The following is an 18,218-nucleotide window of genomic DNA, read 5'->3' as shown; positions in this document are numbered from 1 at the left end:
GTAATCTCTCGGTTTTCTCTCCGTCCTGAAATAGATGAACCGAGTGTTGGCCAGCCACCGACGACGACGACAAGCAACGCCTGACCTACGTCACCGGCCTATCGCTCTTCATTTACGCTGCACCGCCGCCGTGTTGCTGGCGTGCGGCATCGCCACTTTCAGCCAGCGCGCGCAGGCAACCGAGGCTGCCTGCCAGGCCGAAGCCGGCCCGCCGGGCCGCCAGTCGGTCGGACTCGTGCTGTCCGGCGGCGGCGCGCGCGGCTATGCGCACCTCGGCGTCCTGAAGGTATTGGAAGAAAATCGCATTCCGGTCGACTGCATTGCCGCGACCAGCATGGGTTCGGTGGTCGGCGGGCTGTACGCGAGCGGGATGACCGCCCAGGACATGCAGAACCGCCTCGCGGGCATCAACCTCGCGGACATCGCGTTCGACGTCACCGACCGCGCCGATCTTCCGCAATCGCGTCGCGAGGACGAGCGGCTGTATGTGAATAGCCTCGCGCTCGGCTACGGCGCGAACGGTTTCCGGCTGCCGGTGGGACTCGTGCAAGGCAACCGGCTGCAGGCGCTGCTGCAGGACTGGACCTCGGCGGTACCGGGGAACGTTTCGTTCGACCGGCTACCGATTCCTTATCGCGCGATCGCCACCGACCTGCGCACCGGCGAAAAAGTCGTGCTCGACCACGGTTCGTTGCCGCAGGCGATTCGCGCCAGCATGGCGCTGCCCGGTCTGTTCGCCCCCGCCGATATCGACGGACGCACGCTGGTGGACGGCGGTATCGTCAGTAATCTGCCGATCGAAACGGCACGCGACATGGGCGCCAACGTGGTGATCGCGGTCGATATCGGCTCGCCGCTGCGGCCGCTCGACGCGCTGGCCTCGCCCGCCGACGTGATGCAGCAGATGATCGGCATTCTGATTCACCAGAACGTCGCGCGGCAGCGCGAGCAGTTGCAACCCGAAGACGTATTGATCCAGCCGGCGCTGGGTTCGCTGAGCTTCACCGATTTCGCCAATGCGAGTCAGGCGATCGCGGCGGGCGCCGCCGCCACCCGCGCCATGCTGCCGCAGCTCCAGCACCTCGCGCTGTCGCCGGCCGACTACGCCGCGTGGCGGGGCCGCCATGGCACGCCCATCGTGCACCCGGTGCGGATCACGCAGATCGAAATCGACTCGCACGGCTCGGTGCCGCAATCACGCATTCGCAACGCGCTGCACGTCCAAGCCGGCGACGTCTACGACCCCGTCGCGCTCAACAAGAATCTGCTCTCGCTCACCACCGCGGGCGACTTCGACAGCGTGAGCCAGCAGCTCGTCGACGACGGCGACCAGCACACCCTCGTGGTCAACGCCCATGAAAAAATGTGGGGGCCGAATTTCCTGCTGTTCGGGCTGGGCCTGTCGAGCAGTTCGACAGACGAAGGCGGCTTCCGGCTGCATCTGGGTTATCGGCGCCCGTGGCTGACGGAGTCCGGGCTCGAAGGGCGCGTGGACAGCACGCTCGGCAGCGATCTGCTGAACTTTCACGCGGAGTTGCGCCAGCCGCTGTCGAGTTCGTTCGGCTACTACGTCGCGCCCTACGTGGAGTTTCAACGCCGCTACGCGAACCTCTACGACGACCCGGGCGACGTCAAGATCACGCAATACCGCTTGCAGACCGAGCGCGCGGGCCTCGACTTCGGCTTGCCGCTCGCACGTCTGGGCGACTTCCGGATCGGCGTGGCGTATGCGCACGGCTATGCGACGCCTGAATACAATCTGCCGCTCGACGACAGCGTGTCCAATTCGCCGCTGCTGTTCCCCGACATCTACGGCCGGCAGCTGAGCGTGCGTGCGCGCCTCGTGATCGATCAGCTCGACGATCCGCTGTTCGCGCGCAAGGGCTATTTCGGCGAATTGCGCGCCGAGCGCTCGCTGTTCGCCGGCGACAATAGTTTCACCGAGGTGTACGGCAAGACCATCGTCGCGGCGAGCTATGGGCGTCACAGCATTAACGCGAGTATCGAGGCGGGCAACGATTTCGGCGGCACCAATCTGACCAATCCGTTCGGCTTCACGTTGGGCGGCTTCCAGCATCTGTCGGCCTATGCCGCCGATCAGCTGTCCGGCAATTCGATGGTGTACGGCCAGATCACCTACATGAATCAGCTCGCCACCTTCAATGCGTCGCCGATTCGCGGCCTGTTCGCGGGGTTGAGCATCGAAGCCGGCAACGTGTGGAATCGCGACTCCGATTTCGGCAGCGGCTCGCTGAAACGCAGCGTGACGATTTTCACCGCGCTCACCAGCTCGTTCGGACCGATCTATCTGGGCGTCGCGTTCGCGCCGGGTGGCCGCAGCAACTTCTATTTCCAGCTGGGCCATACGTATTGATGAGGGACTGAGGTGTTGAACCCGGCGTGGTCTGCAAGGCGTTCGCGCCATGCAGACCGGCTTGCTTCCGCGGCCCGCGCTACGGTCTCACTCGGTGCCGACCGGCCAGCTCAATTCGAAGCGCGCACCGCCCAGGGTCGCCGGATCCGTCACGGCGATGCGGCCATGATGCGCGCGCAGCACCTGTTGCGTGATCGCGAGCCCCAGGCCGTAGCCGCCGGTCTGACGGTCGAGCCGCACGAAGGCATTGAAAATGCGCGCGCGCTCCTCGGGCGGTATGCCGGCGCCGTCGTCTTCCACGTAGATCTCCACGTTGCCGTGCCGCGCGCTCAGACCGACCATGATGCGCGACTGCGCGTATTTGCTCGCATTGCGCAGCAGATTGCGCATGGCGTACGACATCAGCCGCTTGTCCATCACCACCCGCAACGCGACGTCGATGTCCTTGTGCGGGACGATCTGCTTGTCCGCGTAGAGCAAGGTCGCGTCGGTGATCTGACTGTCGAACCAGGCCGCCAGCGAGGTCGCTTCGAGGTTCGATTGCAGCGAGCTGTATTCGAGGCGAGCGTAAGTCAGGCTCATGTCGATCAGTTCGTCGAGCTCCGTGACGTCCTGGTCGATGCTCGTCAACGCGCCGTGATATTCGGCCGCGGAAGCCGGTTCGCGCAGGCTCTCCAGCGCGAAGCGCACGCGCGCCAGCGGCGTGCGCAGTTCGTGAGAGATGCCGTTGGTGAGTTCGCGCTGCGCGGCGATCAGGCGTTCCATGCGTTCGGCCAGCGCGTTCAGCGTGCGCGCCAGCGGGCCGATGATCACGCTGTACGACTCACGCGCACGCGTGTTGAAGCGACCGCCGGTGAAATCGATTGCGCGTTCGCGCACCATCACCAGATCCAGCCAGACGGGGCGCATCCAGCGGTAGGTCGTAATAGCCGGCAGCACCAGCGTGACGATGAGGATAGGCAGCAACACCCGGCTATGCAGCAAGGTTTGCCAGAGCGAGGGCGTGCTGTCGAGCGCCAGCCCAAGTGTCGTGATCGAAAACGCCAGCACGAGTACGGTGAGTGTCAGCAGACGCGTGTAGACCCGCACATAGAGACGCGACCAGCTCGGAATTCGATCGGCCCGGGTGTCCGTCCACGAGCGGCGGAAACGAAGCAAACGCCACTTGCAATAGCGGTAGGGATTGAGTTTTTTGGGCTCCGCTCGATGTGGCATCTTTCTCTCTGTGCTACGGCGCCAGCATGGGCGCCCTTTGAACGAACGCCATGGTTTGCCGCGCTACCGTATCGCGTTCGTTATCCAGTGTGATCATGTGGTAGCTGTCGGTCAAGCGCACCAGCGTCACCGAACGGCTGCCGAGATTGTCGCAGACGAACTCCGCCGAGCGGATGCTGGTCACTTCGTCTTCTTCCGAATGCATCACCAGCGTCTCGCAGGTGACGCGCCGCATCGCGCGCTTCGCCGCGAAGCGCATCCAGTCGACCTGTTCGATCGCCGACAGCGGCACGTACGGATAATGAACGCCGCTGCCCTTCTGCAAATGCCGGCGGATCAGGTTGCGAATCCGCGCGTTCTTGATACCGAACGGCTCGCCTTCCGGCACGCGAATCAGATGCCGCAACCCCGGCACGCAATACAGCAGATAGCGCAGCGGCTGCAGGCGCGAGCCGCCCCAACCGTCGAGGAACACCGGCGGCGACAGCAGGATCAAACGGCCGTTCGTCATCCGTTCGCGCGCGCTCAGCATCACCGCGAGCAACGCGCCCATCGAAATGCCGGCCACGTCGACACGCTCGTAGCGCGTCAACAGTTCGCGATACGTGCGGCTCAGCAATTTCATGTAGTCGTTCAGCGTCACGCCGCTCAACGCGTCGGGATTCGAGCCGTGCCCCGGCAGCGACGGCAGATGCACGTCGCAGCCGATCTGCTCGAACTTGCGGTCGAGCGTGCCGAAATCATGACGTGTACCGCCCAGGCCGTGAATCATCAGCACGGCATGGCGGGAAAGAGAAGAGACGGATGCAGACATCGCGAAACCGGTCGAAGGACAAGTCTGCGATCCTAGTCGCGCGAGGCTTGCGCGACTGTCGAATTGCTCAGGCGACTGTGGATTTTTGTCGCGTCAAATTTCCGTGAATTACGGGATGCCGCCGGCCGCGCCGCTGTGCTAGTCCCACGCCAGCTTGCTGAATTGATAGCCTTTGCCGCGCACGGTCTTGATGCGCTGCGGCGTGCTGGCGTCGTCATGCAGCTTGCGGCGCAGCTTGGAGATGCCGCCGTCGATCGTCCGGTCCAGACCGTCGAATTCGATGCCACGCAACTGCCGCATCAGCTCGTCGCGGCTGACCACTTCCCCCGCGCAACTGACCAGCGCCCACAGCAGATCGAATTCCGCCGACGTCAGATCGGGCAGGCTCCCGTCCGGCAGCTTGACCGAGCGGCTCGCGCGGTTGATCTCGAACTTGCCGAACACGTAGCCCTCGGGCTGGGCCGATTCGGGCGGACGCGCGGTGACACGGCGCAGTTGCGCCTTGATGCGCGCGAGCAATACGCGCGGTTCGACCGGTTTGTGCACGTAATCGTCGGCGCCGAATTCGAGGCCCAGCACTTCGTCGAACTGTTCGTCGCGCGCGGTCACCATGATGATGACGCCGTCGAATTGCTCGCGCGCTTCACGGCAAATCTGGAAACCGTCCTTGCCCGGCAGATTGACGTCGAGAATCACCAGGTCGGGACGGCGCTTGAGAATGGCCGGTACGGCGTCGTTGCCGTGCAGCACGGTTTCGACTTCGTACTCGTGTTTGCGCAGATAGGCGGCGACCAGTTCGGACAGGCGGTCATCGTCTTCGACAAGCAGTATCCGGAAGGGCATGGGGCGAATCGTTCAAGGCTGACGGGATGAGGGGCGGCGTCGGAGGCCGCGTCCGACGCACAGCATAGCTGATGCGCCCTACATCATGCGACATACGCTACAAAACTCGACAAATGCGTAACCAATTCGACAAGGCCGCCTGAAACGCGCCGCTAGCATCGCCCCGGTTGAAATAGGCCAAGGAGTTGCCATGACGACGGGTTCCAATCAGACTGCGCGCGCGCCGTGGTTCGCGCGAGTCCACGCTTCTTTCGCGGCGATTCAGCAGGCCGCGCACGCACTTTACCCCGGCACCAGTCTGTTTCACCGTTGGCGGCGCGCGCGCCTGTGGCTGCGCTCGCTGGTGTCATGGCGTGCCACCCAGGTCTGGCTGAAGCGCTGCGCGATTTCACCGTTGCGCGACCTGGTGCAACGTCATCCCACCGCGCTCGAACGGATGCACCGGCCGTTCCTGCACAGCCGTTTCAGTCCGCGCGAGCGCCTTGCGGCCAGCCTCGATCATCATGCGCTGACCCAGCAGCGCGTGCCGCTACTCGCCGCGCGGATCGCCGCCACCGGCTCGGCGGAGATCGCGTCGTTCACGATCGGCGGGGAGCGCTGGTATGTGTCGCTGGAGTCGATCGAACAGTTTCAGAAGGAAGGCGACTGGACCTTGTGCATTCGCGATGGTCGTGACCAGCGCGTCGTGTCCTGTACCTTCAGCCTCGCGTATCTCGGCGGCAAGGTGCGGCGGCCGCGCCTGTGCATCGGCTCGGTGCAGGGCCCGGACCGCACGGTCAACGGACGCGAGCTGTTTCGCGCGCTGACCAAACGCTGGCATGGACTGAGGCCCAAGGTGCTGGTGATCTACCTGGCGCAATGCATCGCGGCGTCGCTGAACGCGGGCGGCACGTTCATCGTCTCGAAGCAGGCGCACATCTACGCGAACTGGCGCTACTGCCTGCGCAAACGCCGTGTGGCCGCCGACTATGACGGCCTGTCGCTCGAATGCGGCGCACTCGCACGCTGGAACGGCTGGTTCGTGCTGGCGCCGCCGTTGCGCTATCTGGCCGAGCATCAAGGCACCGATACCGGCAATGCGTTGAAACGCAAGCGCTATGCATTGAGAACCGCGCTCACCGCGCAGATCCGGATGAGCGTCGCGACCAGTAGGGCGCGCTGAAACGCGCGCCGATTGCGACGCTTCCTGCACAGCTTCTTGCGCCGCGCACAGCTTCCTGCACAGTGTTTTGCGCCGCGTTTTTCGCCGCTTATTGCGGCGTCACCTGCACGGCCGCTGCCGACACGAACACCGCGTGGATCGTGTCGCCCACCTTGACGCCTTTCAGATCGACGTCCGGGCCGACTTCGAGCGTTTGCCTCTGATACGCGCCGCGCAACGTGACGAGGCGGTGCTTGTGGTCGATCTTCTGCACGGTGGCGAGCACTTCGATCTGACGCGCCGCCTCGAAGCCGCCCGAGGCCGGCTCGTAGACCTGCGTGTCGACACGCTTGCGAATTCCATTGTCTTTGCCGGTGACCTTATCGGCCTTCACGAGCAACGCGTTTTTGTAGAGCACGTCGACCCGGTCGCCGACTTTCAGTTGATCGAAGCCGGCCACCTGCTGGCTGACCAGCACGACGACCGCGTTGCCGCCCGGACCTTGAAGCGTGAGTGTGCGGCTGCCCGGATCGATGCCGACGATCTTCGCCTTCACATGCACCGGCTGCACCGCGCTGACGATACCCTGCGCGGCGCTGGCCATGGCGTCCTGCGCCGCCGCCGGTTGATTCGCCGCGAGCGTCGCGACCGTGAACGCTGCTGCCGATAGGGTTAGGGCCAAGGCTGCCTTCATCTGCGCTCTCCTCGAGAAATTGGTCGATCTGGCGTAACGGCGATTCGACATAGCCATACTGACATGCCGATTGATAACGCCATCAATACCGGTTTTTTAGAACGACAATTTAAAAAAGGTACAGCGCGAATGATAGTACATGCCCGACGGGAAGCCGCAATTGTTTGAATATCGGCTTTCAAATCGGCGCGCTAGAAAGCGCAAGGCTGAAATGGCGCGCCGCAGCCCCTGCCGGGTCGCCACGACGCTTTATCCGGTTCCGTTCATTCCTATTCGACACGAACCGAAATACCCAGCCAGCATTAAATACATACTGCACAGACATTGCAGGAAAAGCGAATGGAATGACGCGCCTTCGAATTCAAAAAAGAAATCGGCTTTAAGCGCGAATCAGGGCGCCATTCGATAAGCGGCACGCGTCATGCGACCCGTCTCCATCACACGCGTTCAATCGCGATCGCGATGCCCTGGCCGACGCCGATACACATCGTGCACAGCGCGAAGCGGCCTTGCGTGCGCTGCAGTTGATACATCGCGGTGGTCACCAGACGCGCGCCGCTCATCCCCAGCGGATGGCCGAGCGCGATCGCGCCGCCGTTCGGATTCACGCGGGCGTCGTCGTCGGCGACACCGAGTGCGCGCAGCACGGCGAGTCCCTGCGACGCAAACGCCTCGTTCAACTCGATCACGTCGAATTGATCGAGGCGCATGTTCAATCGCGCCAGCAGCTTTTGCGTGGCCGGCGCCGGGCCGATGCCCATGACGCGCGGCGCGACGCCGGCCGTCGCGATGCCAAGCACACGGGCACGCGGCGTGAGGCCGAAGCGCCGGGCCGTTTCCTCGTTCGCGAGCAGCAGCGCCGCCGCGCCATCATTCACGCCCGACGCGTTGCCCGCCGTGACCGTGCCGTCCGGCCGCACCACGCCTTTGAGTTTCGCGAGCGTTTCCAGACTGGTCTCGCGCGGATGCTCGTCCTGCGACACCGTGAGCGGATCGCCCTTCTTCTGCGCGATCGTCACGCCGACGATTTCCTGCGCGAGCGTGCCGTCGCGTTGTGCGCGAGCCGCTTTCTGCTGACTGCGCAGCGCGAACGCGTCCTGATCGGCGCGGCTGATCCCGTAATCCGTCGCGACGTTTTCGCCGGTTTCCGGCATCGAGTCGACGCCATAGAGCTGCTTCATCAACGGATTGACGAAACGCCAGCCGATCGTCGTGTCGAAGATATCGGCCTGGCGCGAGAATGCGCTGGTCGCCTTGCCCATCACGAACGGCGCGCGGCTCATGCTTTCGACGCCGCCCGCCAGCATCAACGCCGCCTCGCCCGACTTGATCGCGCGTGCGGCGATCCCCACCGCATCCATGCCCGAACCGCACAGGCGATTCACCGTGGAACCCGGCACGTCTTTCGGCAAGCCGGCCAGCAGCAGCGACATGCGCGCGACGTTGCGGTTGTCTTCGCCCGCCTGGTTCGCGCAGCCGTAGATCACGTCGTCGACCGCGTTCCAGTCGACCTGCTGGTTGCGCTCCATCAGCGCTTTGAGCGGCACCGCGCCCAGATCGTCGGCGCGCACCGACGACAGCGAACCCGCATAGCGGCCAATGGGAGTGCGAATCGCGTCGCACAGGAATGCTTCGGTCATGGGAATGTCTCCAGTCGATGTGCAATTTGTTCTTTATACGAACACAAGGTCATATATCGAACAATCAGCCTCGATAATAGGCGCGTGGCCGAAACCGTGTCAAGCGCGGGCCGTCCCGCGCCGGAGAATGCGCGGCGAGTAACGCTAGTCTTCGGAAGGATCGGACGATTGATGCAATTGACGCGCTCCTCAAGCGGCACCCGCTTCGGCGCCGCTCGCACGAGGCTCATGGAACGCTTCAGCGGATCGCGATGCGTTCGTCGGCGATATAGCCGCGGATCACCTCGGCGAAACTGGACTCGGCGCTCAAGCCCAGCCGTTCGGCGCGCGACGTATCCCACCGGCCCGGCCAACTGCCGACGATCTTCTCCACCCGCGCGTCCGGTTCCCACACGATCCGTTCGGCGACCGCGTCGCCCGCGACCTCGCGCAGCGCCGCGACCATCTCGTCGACGCTCACCGAAATCCCCGGCAGATTCAGCACGCGCTGGTTGCCGAGCGCGGCGGCGTCGAGTTCGAGCCCGGCGATCAGGCTCTCGATCGCCTTGCGCGGCGACAGCAGCCACAGGCGCGTCGAGCCCGCGACCGGGCATACGGCCATTTCGCCGTTCAACGGCTCGCGAATGATGCCGCTCGCAAACGATGACGCCGCCGCATTCGGCTTGCCCGGCCGCACGCTGATGGTCGGCAGCCGCAACACCCGGCCGTCGACGAAACCACGCCGCGCATAATCGTTGAGCAGCAACTCCGCGATCGCCTTCTGCGCACCGTACGACGACTGCGGGTTCAACGCGGTGTCGTTCTGCACGACTTCGGGCAGTTCGCCGCCATACACCGCCACCGAACTCGTGAACACCACGCGCGGCCGGTGCCCGCGCTGCCGGCAGATTTCCAGCAGCAGGCGCGGCGCGTCCAGATTGATGCGCATGCCGAGGTCGAAATCCGCTTCGGCCTGACCGCTGACGATCGCCGCCAGATGGAAGATCACCGTGGTTTCCTCGTCGATCGCACGTTCGAGCACGCTGCGCTCGGCGATGTCGCCCACTTCCGTGCGCACGCGCGGATCGCCGAAATCGTCGCCGCGCGCGACGTCGAGCAGCACCAGTTCGGTGAACGCTTGCGGCACGCCTTGCGGGTCTTTCAACGTACCGCGCGCCAGCAGTTCACGGGCGAGCCGCTGACCGAGAAAACCGGCGCCGCCGGTAATCAGAACCTTCATGATCGGTTGTCCTTTTGCGTCGGGTGCGTCGTCGTTCAAGCGCGGTTAGCGGGCGGCGGCGTCGAGATACGGTTTAAGCCAGCCGAGCCCCGCCGACGTCCCCGCGCGCGGCCGGTATTCGCAGCCGATGTAGCCGTCGTAACCGAGCGAGTCGATCAACGCCAGCAGATACGGGTAGTTCAGTTCGCCGCTATCGGGCTCGTGGCGCTCCGGCACGCCCGCGATCTGAATGTGGCCGATGCCGGCCATGTCGCGCTTGAGTTTCACCGCGAGGTCGCCTTCCACGATCTGGCAGTGGTAACAGTCGAACTGCACCTTCAGATTCGGCGCGCCCACTTCCGCGCACATCGCCTGCGCGTCGTCCTGGCGGTTCAGGAAGAAGCCCGGCATATCGCGCAGGTTGATCGGCTCGATCACGATCAGGATGCCTTCGGCTTGCGCCGCCTGCGCGGCATAGGCGAGGTTGCGCAGATACACGTCGCGATGCCGCGCGCGCGGCTGATCGGCGCCGATCAGGCCGGCCATCACATGCAGCTTGCGATTGCCGATAACGCGCGCGTAGTCGAGCGCCGTGTCGATGCCTCGGCGAAATTCGTCCTCACGGCCCGGCAGCGACGCGAGGCCACGCTCGCCGGCCGCCCAGTCGCCGGGCGGCGCGTTGAAGAGCGCCTGGGTCAGACCGTGGGCGTCGAGCCGCGCCTTGATCTCGTCGGCGCGGAAGTCGTAGGGGAACAGGAACTCGACCGCGTCGAAGCCGTCTTTCGCGGCTGCGGCGAAGCGGTCGAGGAACGCGTGTTCGTTGTACATCATCGTCAGGTTCGCGGCGAAACGGGGCATGACAGAAACTCCGGGGAAACAGGGGGATTCGGGGCGCGCGTTAAGGCCGCACGCGCCACCCGCTACCAACGCGCGCCAAACACCGCGCGCAGTTCATCGAGCGCCGCTTCGCTTAAGGGCGCCGGCCGCGGGTTCGTCATCAGCCACAGGCGCGCGGTCTCTTCGAGTTCCTCGAGCGCATACGCGGCCTGCGCGACGGAGCGCTCCCACACCACCGGACCGAGCCGTTCGAGCAGCACCGCGCGAACCCGATCGGCCAGCGCGGCGATCTGCTCCGCCACGAGCGGATCGCCCGGCCTACGGTAGCGTATCAGCGGTACGTGGCCTACCTTCATCACGTAGTACGGGGTGATCGGCGGCAGCACGTCGGCCTCGCTCCAGACGCCCGCCAGTGTCAACGCGACCAGATGCGTCGAATGCGTATGCACGATGCCGCGTGCCTCGCCGTTGCGGGCATAGATACCGCGATGTAGCGCCAGTGTCTTCGACGGCTGGCCGCCCGACACGGCGTGACCGTCCAGATCGACCTTGGCGATGTCGGCCGGATCGAGCCGGCCGAGACAGGCGTCGGTCGGCGTGATCAGCCAGCCGTCGTCGAGCCGCGCGCTGATGTTGCCGGCCGTGCCGACCGTGTAGCCGCGCTGGTACAGACTCGCGCCGGTCAGGCAGATTTCCTCGCGTACGCGGGCTTCGTTCGTGACGAGCAGAGCGGGCGCGCCGGTCACGACGCGACTCCGTCGAGATGACGCAACGCTTTGGCGAAAAAATCGGTCGTGCCGAAGTTGCCGGATTTCAGCGCGAGCGCGAGCGGTTCGGAACCGGCCGCTGTCGCGACGGTGGCCGGTACGCCGGGATCGATTTGCGCGCCGATGCGCAGCGTGCGCACGTCGAGCGCCTGCACGACCGCGCCCGACGTTTCGCCGCCCGCCACCACGAACTTGCGCACGCCACGCTCGCGCAAACCGCGTGCGATCGACGCCAGCGTGGCCTCGACCAGATGCCCCGCCTGATTGACGCCGAGTTCGCGCTGCACGGTTTTGACTTCGTCGGGCGTGGCGGTGGCGTAGATCAACACGGGCTCGGCGCGTGCCAGATAGGGTTGGGCGAAGGCCAACGCCTGCTCGACCACCGCCTCGCTGCGCGCCACCGCGAGCGGATCGACCCGAAACGCGGGCCGCGTCTCGCGCCATGCCGCCACCTGCGCGTTGGTCGCTTTCGACGCGCTGCCGGCCAGTACCGCCGACAACCCTTCCACGCGCGGCAACTGGGCAGCGTCGGTATGCTCGTCGAGCAAGCCCGCCTCGCGAAAATTACCCGGCAAGCCTAGCGCGATGCCCGAACCGCCCGTGATCAACGGCAACTCGGCGCACGCGGCGCCGAGCGTGTACAGGTCGGCGTCGGACAACGCGTCGGCGATCGCGATGCGCACGCCCTGCCCGCGCAACGCGTCGAACGCGTCGCGCACGGCCGCCACGCCTTTCGCGACGGTGTCGTAACGCACCAGACCGACTTGCGAGCGGGTCTGCCGTTGCAGCACATTGACCAGGTTGGCGTCGCGCATCGGCGTGAGCGGATGGTTTTCCATGCCCGACGCGTTGAGCAGCGTATCGCCCACAAACAGATGGCCACGAAAGATCGTGCGGCCGTTCTCGGGAAACGCCGGGCAGGCGATCGTCAATGCGCCCGCGCCGCCTTGGGCGGACAACGCGTCCAGCAACGCGTCCGTGACTGGCCCGATATTGCCGGCGTCGGTCGAATCGAAGGTCGAGCAGTATTTGAAAAGGAACTGACGGCATCCTTGCGCGCGCAACCAGTCGAGCGCGGCGAGCGATTGCGCGACCGCGTCGGCGGCGGCAATCGTGCGCGATTTCAGCGCGACCACCAGCGCGTCGGCCGCGAAGGTGTCGGCCGATTCAGCCGATGCCGGTACGCCGATGCTTTGCACGGTGCGCATGCCGCCGCGCACCAGCATGCTGGCGAGATCGGTGGCGCCGGTGAAGTCGTCGGCGATGCAGCCGAGCAGCGCGCGGCGTGAAGTGGCGGTCATGGCGGGGGCTCCGGGCTGACTTCGCGCGCGGCAGGTGGTTTGCCGGGGAAGATCCTGTCGAACATCGGTACCCCGATGGATCAAGTCGTCGGGTCATCATACAAAGTCCGTCTGCCGGGAGCATCCACGCTAACCCTGGGATTTTTGCGCGAAACCAGCGCGAAGTTGGCGAAACAGAAGGCTTAAGCTATCGTCACGGCTTTGCGCGGTGCGCTTGCCCGCGCTTTCCCGAACGCATCCTTCAAGGTCCATGAGCCAAGCCCTGCCGCCGTCTTCCGCCGTTCCTGCCAGCGCCGATCCGGCCCCGGACAAACCGGGCGACTCGTATGTGCAGTCGTTCGCCCGAGGCCTCGCGGTGATTCGCGCGTTCAACGCCACGCGCCCGGAACAGACACTCACCGACGTCGCCACCGCCACCGGCCTGACGCGCGCCGGCGCGCGGCGGATTCTGCTGACCCTGCAGACGCTCGGCTATGTGGAAGCCGAAGGCCGCCTGTTCCGCCTCACGCCGAAGATCCTCGACCTCGGCTTCGCGTATCTGACCTCGATGCCGTTCTGGAATCTCGCCGAGCCGGTCATGGAAGGGCTGTCCGCGCAAGTGCATGAGAGCTGCTCGGCGGCCGTGCTCGATCGCACCGAGATCGTCTATGTGCTGCGTGTGCCGACGCACAAGATCATGACCATCAACCTGTCGATCGGCAGCCGCTTGCCGGCGTATTGCACGTCGATGGGCCGCGTGCTACTGGCCGCGCTCGACGACGACGCGCTCGAAGCCACACTAAGCTCCGCGCCGCTCTACGCCCACACGCCGCGCACGGTCACCGACAAGGAAGAGCTGAAGAAACTGATCGCGCAGGTGCGCCGCCAGGGGTGGGCGATCGTCGATCAGGAACTGGAAGGCGGACTGATTTCGCTGTCCGCGCCGATCCGCAATCGCCAGGGGCGCGTGATCGCGGCGATGAATATCAGCGGCAACGCCCAGCGTAATTCGGCCAAGCAGATGGTAAAGGCGTTTCTGGAGCCCTTGCAGCAGGCCGCGCAAACCGTGTCGGAGATGGTGGCGCGGCGCGGATGACCGTACCGGGAACGCGCGTTTGCCGCGCGCCCTCGCTTTTTCAGCTTCGGCCTTTGCTTCAGCGTCAACTTCAGCTCAAGCCTCAATCGATCGGCTTATCCGCCGTCTCCTTCAGCATCGCCACCGCGATCAGCGACACCACCACGCACGTGGCCACATAACCGGCCGGCGCCAATTTGCTGCCGGTCAGCTTGATCAGCCACGTCGCGACCAGTTGCGCGGTGCCGCCGAACACGCACACGCTCAGCGCATACGCGATCGAAATCCCCGTCGCCCGCACACGGCGCGGGAACGACTCGCACATCAGCGCGAATTCCGACGCCGAGCCCATCGAATAGAACAGCAGCATCAGCGCCGTCAGCGACATGATCACGGGCAGGTGTGGAAAGCGGTTGATCAGCATGAAGGCCGGAAACAGCAGCAGCACCAGCACGCCCCGTCCGATCAGAATCGGCCACTTGCGGCTGCCGATCCGGTCCGACAGCATGCCGAACACCGGACACATCACCAGCATCACGAAGCCCGACGCCACGCCCACCAGCATGGACAGCGACATCGGCAAGCCGAGCGTGTGGATCGCGTAAGTCGGCATGTAGAAGGTCAGGATGTAGGTAGAGACGGTACCGCCCATCACCGTCAGCGTGATTAACACCAGGGTGCGCACGTGCTCGGTGAACAGCTCGTGCAGCACGCCGCGCTCGATCGCGTGGCCGTGCGCGCCGGTGGCGTCGTCGGCGAGACGGCGGCGCAGATACATGCCGACCGGCGCGATCAGCACGCCGATCAGAAACGGAATGCGCCAGCCCCAGCTTTCCAGCGACTCTTTCGGCAACGCCGCCGACAGTCCCGCCGCGATGCCGGACCCCATCAGCGCCGCGCCGCCTTGGGTGGCCAGTTGCCAACTGGCGCGAAACCCGCGCCGCGCGCCGCCACCCTGTTCGAGCAGCGTGGAGGTCGCCGCGCCGAACTCACCGCCTTGCGAGAAGCCTTGCACGAGACGCGCCAGCACGATCAGCAGCGGCGCGGCCAGGCCGATCCGCGCATAGGTCGGCACGATCGCGATCAGGCCGGTGCTCGCCGCCATCAGCAAGATGGTCAGGTTCAGCGCGGCCTTGCGGCCCTTGCGGTCCGCGTACACGCCGAGCATCACGCTGCCGAGCGGCCGCGTGATGAAGCCCGCCGCGAACGTCGCCACCGACAGCAGCAGCGACGTGGTCGCATCCGCCGACGGGAAATACAGCTTGCCGATAATCACCGCAAAGAAGCCGTACACGGTGAAATCGAAGAACTCGAGCCAGTTGCCGATCACCGCCGCGGCGATCGCGCCACGGCTCGCGGTGCGGGTGGTGCCGTCCGGATGGCTCGCGGCGGCGGTCGTGCCGTGTCCCAGAGGGACGTCCTTGGTGGCGTTCATCGCGTGGTCATCCTGTCGTTATGTTGTCGGGCGAGATATGGCGCGGGTGGCTCGAGCTAGTCTGCGAGGTCCGCGAGCGAGGCCGATGCAAGCAGCCCGCTCGCCGGCCCGTTCACTGCCCCAGGTAGCGCTCCACCAGCCGCGTCCAGAACGCCGCGCCGACCGGCAGATTGCGGTCGTTGAAGTCGTAGTGCGGGTTGTGCACCATGCAGCCGTCTTCGCCCGCGCCGTTGCCGATCCGCAGGAACGTCCCCGGCCGTTGCTGCAGCATGAACGCAAAGTCTTCGCTACCCATCAGCATGTCCGTCTGCGCGACCACCTTGTCGTCGCCGACCAGTTCGCGCGCCACCTGCACGGCGAAGTCCGTTTCCGCGTCCGAGTTGACCACCACCGGATAGCCTTCGATGTACTGCACCACGGCCTTGCCGCCATAACTCGCGGCCTGGCTTTCGGCGAGTTCGGTAATGCGCTTTTTCAGCAGCGCGCGGACTTCCGGGCTGAACGATCGCACGCTCAGCTCCAGCTTCGCGCTGCTCGAAATCACGTTGTTCGCGGTGCCCGCATGCATCGAGCCGACCGTCACCACCGCCGGCTGCGACGGATCGACGTTACGCGCGACGATCGTCTGCAACGCCATCACGATGCTCGCTGCAATCACCACCGGATCCACCGTCAGATGCGGACGCGCCGCGTGACCGCCGACGCCTTCGATCGTGATGATCGCCTTGTCGCCCGCCGACATGAACGGCCCCTTGCGGAACAGCAGCACGCCCGGCTCCGCGCCCGGATGGTTGTGCACGCCGAACACGGCGTCGCACGGAAAGCGCTCGAACAGGCCGTCGTTGATCATTTTCAGCGCGCCGCTGTCGATGCCGCTTTCCTCCGCCGGCTGAAAGTACAGATGCACGGTGCCCGAGAAATTGCGGGTCTCGGCAAGGCGTTGCGCGGCGCCGAGCAGCATGGTCGTGTGGCCGTCGTGACCGCACGCGTGCATCTTGCCGTGCGTGCCGCTCGCATACGGCAGGCCGGTTTCCTCGATGATCGGCAGCGCGTCCATGTCGGCGCGAATGCCGATGCGGCGCGTGCCGTCGCCCACCGTCAGCGTGCCTACCACGCCGGTCTGGCCGACCCCGCGCGTGACCTGCCAGCCCCACTGCTCCAGTTTTTCTGCCACCAGAGCACCGGTTTGCAGCTCTTCGTAAGCCAGTTCCGGGTGATGGTGAATGTGATGACGGATCTCGCGCAGGCTTTCGGCGGCGGGCGCCAGATCGGACACTTCGGTAAAACGCGCGGCTTCGCTCATCGTTATCGCTCCATGAATTCAGGCCGCATGAAAGGCGGCTAACAGGCGAGCACTATAGCCACGCCGTTTTGTTCGAATAAGATGCTGTTTTTTTCACCCCGATTAACACGCCTTATCACGGGGATTACCCTAATGAAGTTTCAGCAACTGCAAGCCTTCGTCGCGGCGGCTCACCACCGCAGTTTGCGCGCCGCCGCGCGCGAGCTCGGCGTGACGCAACCGGCCGTCACGCATACCCTCCGCGAACTCGAAAGCGCGCTGAACGCGGAGCTGATGGTGCGCAGCGTGCGCGGCATCGAATTGACGGCGTGCGGGCTCGCGCTGCTACCGCGCGCCGAGCAGTTGCTAGGCGACATGCGGCGCACCGTCGAAGCGGTCGAACAGGTGAAGGGCGAACTGGCCGGCAAGGTCAGTGTGGGGACGATGCCGTCGATCGCGCTAACGGCGCTGCCGCAGGCGGTGTCGAAGTTTCGGCAGGCGATGCCGCTGGTGAGCCTGCATCTGGAGGAAGTGACGATTCCGGATGCGGTCGCGCGTTTGCGCAACGGCGCGCTCGATATCGCCGCGATCCATCACGTGCGGACGCTGGATAGCGATCTGGTGCAGGCGCGGCTCTATTCGACGGAGTTCGTCGTCGTGATGCGCGCGGGGCATCCGCTCGCGAATGTCACGCGCCTGAACGATCTGATCGACGCCGAGTGGATCGCGACCGTGGGCGCCGATCACTTCCCGCACAGCGTGATGATGGGCATGTTCGATACGCACGGTTTGCCGGTGCCGAAGCGGCTGTTGCGCGCGCCGTCTTCTTTCGCGGTGACGCTCGGGCTGGTGTCGCAAACCGACGTGATCGGCTGCTTCACGAGGCCGCTCGCGCAGAGGGTCGCGCCGCTCGGCATCCGCATCGCACAGATCGAAGAGACGCTGCCCACTTACGACCTCAGCATCATCTCGCGGCGCGATCTGCTGCCCACGCCGGCGGTGCTGCAATTTATCTCGTGCTTGCAGGACGCCACCCGGGAGCGGCTGGCGGCGACCGGCTAGGCGTTCTCACTGAGCCTGAGTCTCGGCCTTCAGGAATTTGACCAACACGTGCCCGGCGTCTTCGAGCGCGCCGGAGTTGTCGATCGTCGTGCAGCGCACGCCTTCGGGCAACGAAAACGGTGCGCGCCGCGCGAGTCTGGCCGCGACCTGCTCCGCCGATTCACGCGCCCGCGCACCGAGCCGCGCTTCGAGAATATGCGGCTCGGCGTCCACATGGACGACCTCGGTGTGCGGATAACGCGCCAACGTATGCTGCAAATGCTGACGCGAACCGTTGACGACCACCGTGCACCCGCGCGCGAGCCAGCCGTCGAGTTCAATGCCAATGCCGTAGCGCAACGAGTGGCTCGACCATTCGAGCGCGAACAGGCCGAGCACGGAGCGCACCGCGAATTCTTCGACGCTCAGCGCGACGTGTGCTTCGCCATTGCCGCTCGGCCGCGTGATGTAACGATGCGCGAAGAGGATCGGCTCGCCCATCAGACGCGTGCGCGCAAAGGCCAGCAACGAGTCCTTGCCCGCGCCCGACGGCCCCATCACATAGATCAAACGTCCAGCCAT

Annotated in this window: 16 protein-coding genes; 4 read left to right on the top strand and 12 right to left on the bottom strand. The window is 65.2% G+C overall.

Annotated features, from left to right (window positions below):
• Positions 1-34 precede the first annotated feature (34 nt).
• A complete protein-coding gene (locus BX591_RS24270) occupies positions 35-2,374 on the top strand; it encodes a patatin-like phospholipase family protein (protein ID WP_111933843.1) in 2,340 nt (779 codons plus the stop codon).
• Positions 2,375-2,461: 87 nt separating this feature from the next.
• Here the strand turns inward: BX591_RS24270 and BX591_RS24265 are convergent, their stop codons facing one another.
• The 3 genes from BX591_RS24265 to BX591_RS24255 form a co-directional block, all read right to left on the bottom strand.
• Entirely contained in the window at positions 2,462-3,589 is a 1,128-nt protein-coding gene (locus BX591_RS24265; protein WP_111933842.1) for an ATP-binding protein, read from the bottom strand.
• Between the two features lie 13 nt (positions 3,590-3,602).
• Positions 3,603-4,403: an alpha/beta hydrolase gene (locus BX591_RS24260; protein WP_111933841.1), complete on the bottom strand. Its 801-nt coding sequence runs from the start codon at positions 4,401-4,403 to the stop codon at positions 3,603-3,605.
• 138 nt (positions 4,404-4,541) lie between these two features.
• Entirely contained in the window at positions 4,542-5,246 is a 705-nt protein-coding gene (locus BX591_RS24255) for a response regulator (RefSeq protein ID WP_111933840.1), read from the bottom strand.
• 190 nt (positions 5,247-5,436) lie between these two features.
• Between BX591_RS24255 and BX591_RS24250 the strand changes: the two genes are divergently transcribed.
• Complete coding sequence (locus BX591_RS24250) at positions 5,437-6,408, top strand: DUF535 family protein (RefSeq protein ID WP_111933839.1); 972 nt, start codon at positions 5,437-5,439, stop codon at positions 6,406-6,408.
• Positions 6,409-6,496: 88 nt separating this feature from the next.
• Here the strand turns inward: BX591_RS24250 and BX591_RS24245 are convergent, their stop codons facing one another.
• From BX591_RS24245 to otnK, 6 genes are all read right to left on the bottom strand, one after another.
• On the bottom strand, positions 6,497-7,081 hold the full coding sequence (locus tag BX591_RS24245) for a hypothetical protein (RefSeq protein WP_111933838.1): 585 nt from the start codon (positions 7,079-7,081) through the stop codon (positions 6,497-6,499).
• Between the two features lie 437 nt (positions 7,082-7,518).
• Entirely contained in the window at positions 7,519-8,721 is a 1,203-nt protein-coding gene (gene pcaF, locus BX591_RS24240; RefSeq protein ID WP_111933837.1) for a 3-oxoadipyl-CoA thiolase, read from the bottom strand.
• Positions 8,722-8,959: 238 nt separating this feature from the next.
• Positions 8,960-9,940 (bottom strand): D-erythronate dehydrogenase, encoded by a 981-nt coding sequence (gene denD, locus BX591_RS24235; RefSeq protein WP_111933836.1) that lies wholly within the window; start codon positions 9,938-9,940, stop codon positions 8,960-8,962.
• 45 nt (positions 9,941-9,985) lie between these two features.
• Entirely contained in the window at positions 9,986-10,777 is a 792-nt protein-coding gene (gene otnI / locus BX591_RS24230) for a 2-oxo-tetronate isomerase (RefSeq protein ID WP_111933835.1), read from the bottom strand.
• Positions 10,778-10,839: 62 nt separating this feature from the next.
• A complete protein-coding gene (gene otnC, locus BX591_RS24225; protein WP_111933834.1) occupies positions 10,840-11,502 on the bottom strand; it encodes a 3-oxo-tetronate 4-phosphate decarboxylase in 663 nt (220 codons plus the stop codon).
• On the bottom strand, positions 11,499-12,824 hold the full coding sequence (gene otnK, locus BX591_RS24220) for a 3-oxo-tetronate kinase (protein ID WP_111933833.1): 1,326 nt from the start codon (positions 12,822-12,824) through the stop codon (positions 11,499-11,501). Before otnK ends, otnC begins: the two co-directional genes overlap by 4 nt.
• Before the next feature lie 250 nt (positions 12,825-13,074).
• On the opposite strand from otnK, the gene BX591_RS24215 reads away from it, so the two are divergent.
• Complete coding sequence (locus BX591_RS24215; protein ID WP_035556040.1) at positions 13,075-13,899, top strand: IclR family transcriptional regulator; 825 nt, start codon at positions 13,075-13,077, stop codon at positions 13,897-13,899.
• Between the two features lie 82 nt (positions 13,900-13,981).
• Here BX591_RS24215 and BX591_RS24210 read toward each other — a convergent pair whose 3' ends face one another.
• Together BX591_RS24210 and BX591_RS24205 are read right to left on the bottom strand one after the other, a co-directional pair.
• Entirely contained in the window at positions 13,982-15,313 is a 1,332-nt protein-coding gene (locus BX591_RS24210) for an MFS transporter (protein WP_244147034.1), read from the bottom strand.
• Between the two features lie 112 nt (positions 15,314-15,425).
• Positions 15,426-16,616, bottom strand: coding sequence for a M20 aminoacylase family protein (locus tag BX591_RS24205; RefSeq protein WP_111933832.1), 1,191 nt, complete (start codon positions 16,614-16,616; stop codon positions 15,426-15,428).
• A 132-nt stretch (positions 16,617-16,748) separates the two neighbouring features.
• Here BX591_RS24205 and BX591_RS24200 point away from each other — a divergent pair, with 132 nt between their 5' ends.
• Positions 16,749-17,657, top strand: a complete 909-nt coding sequence (locus tag BX591_RS24200) for a LysR family transcriptional regulator (protein WP_111933831.1) — start codon at positions 16,749-16,751, stop codon at positions 17,655-17,657.
• A 6-nt stretch (positions 17,658-17,663) separates the two neighbouring features.
• On the opposite strand, the gene phnN is transcribed toward BX591_RS24200, so the two are convergent.
• On the bottom strand, positions 17,664-18,218 hold the full coding sequence (gene phnN / locus BX591_RS24195; protein WP_111933830.1) for a phosphonate metabolism protein/1,5-bisphosphokinase (PRPP-forming) PhnN: 555 nt from the start codon (positions 18,216-18,218) through the stop codon (positions 17,664-17,666).

Source organism: Paraburkholderia bryophila (assembly GCF_003269035.1).
GTDB classification, from domain to species: Bacteria; Pseudomonadota; Gammaproteobacteria; order Burkholderiales; family Burkholderiaceae; genus Paraburkholderia; species Paraburkholderia bryophila.
The sequence above is the reverse complement of the archived record's forward strand: the minus strand, read 5'-3'. Positions and strand labels throughout refer to the sequence as shown.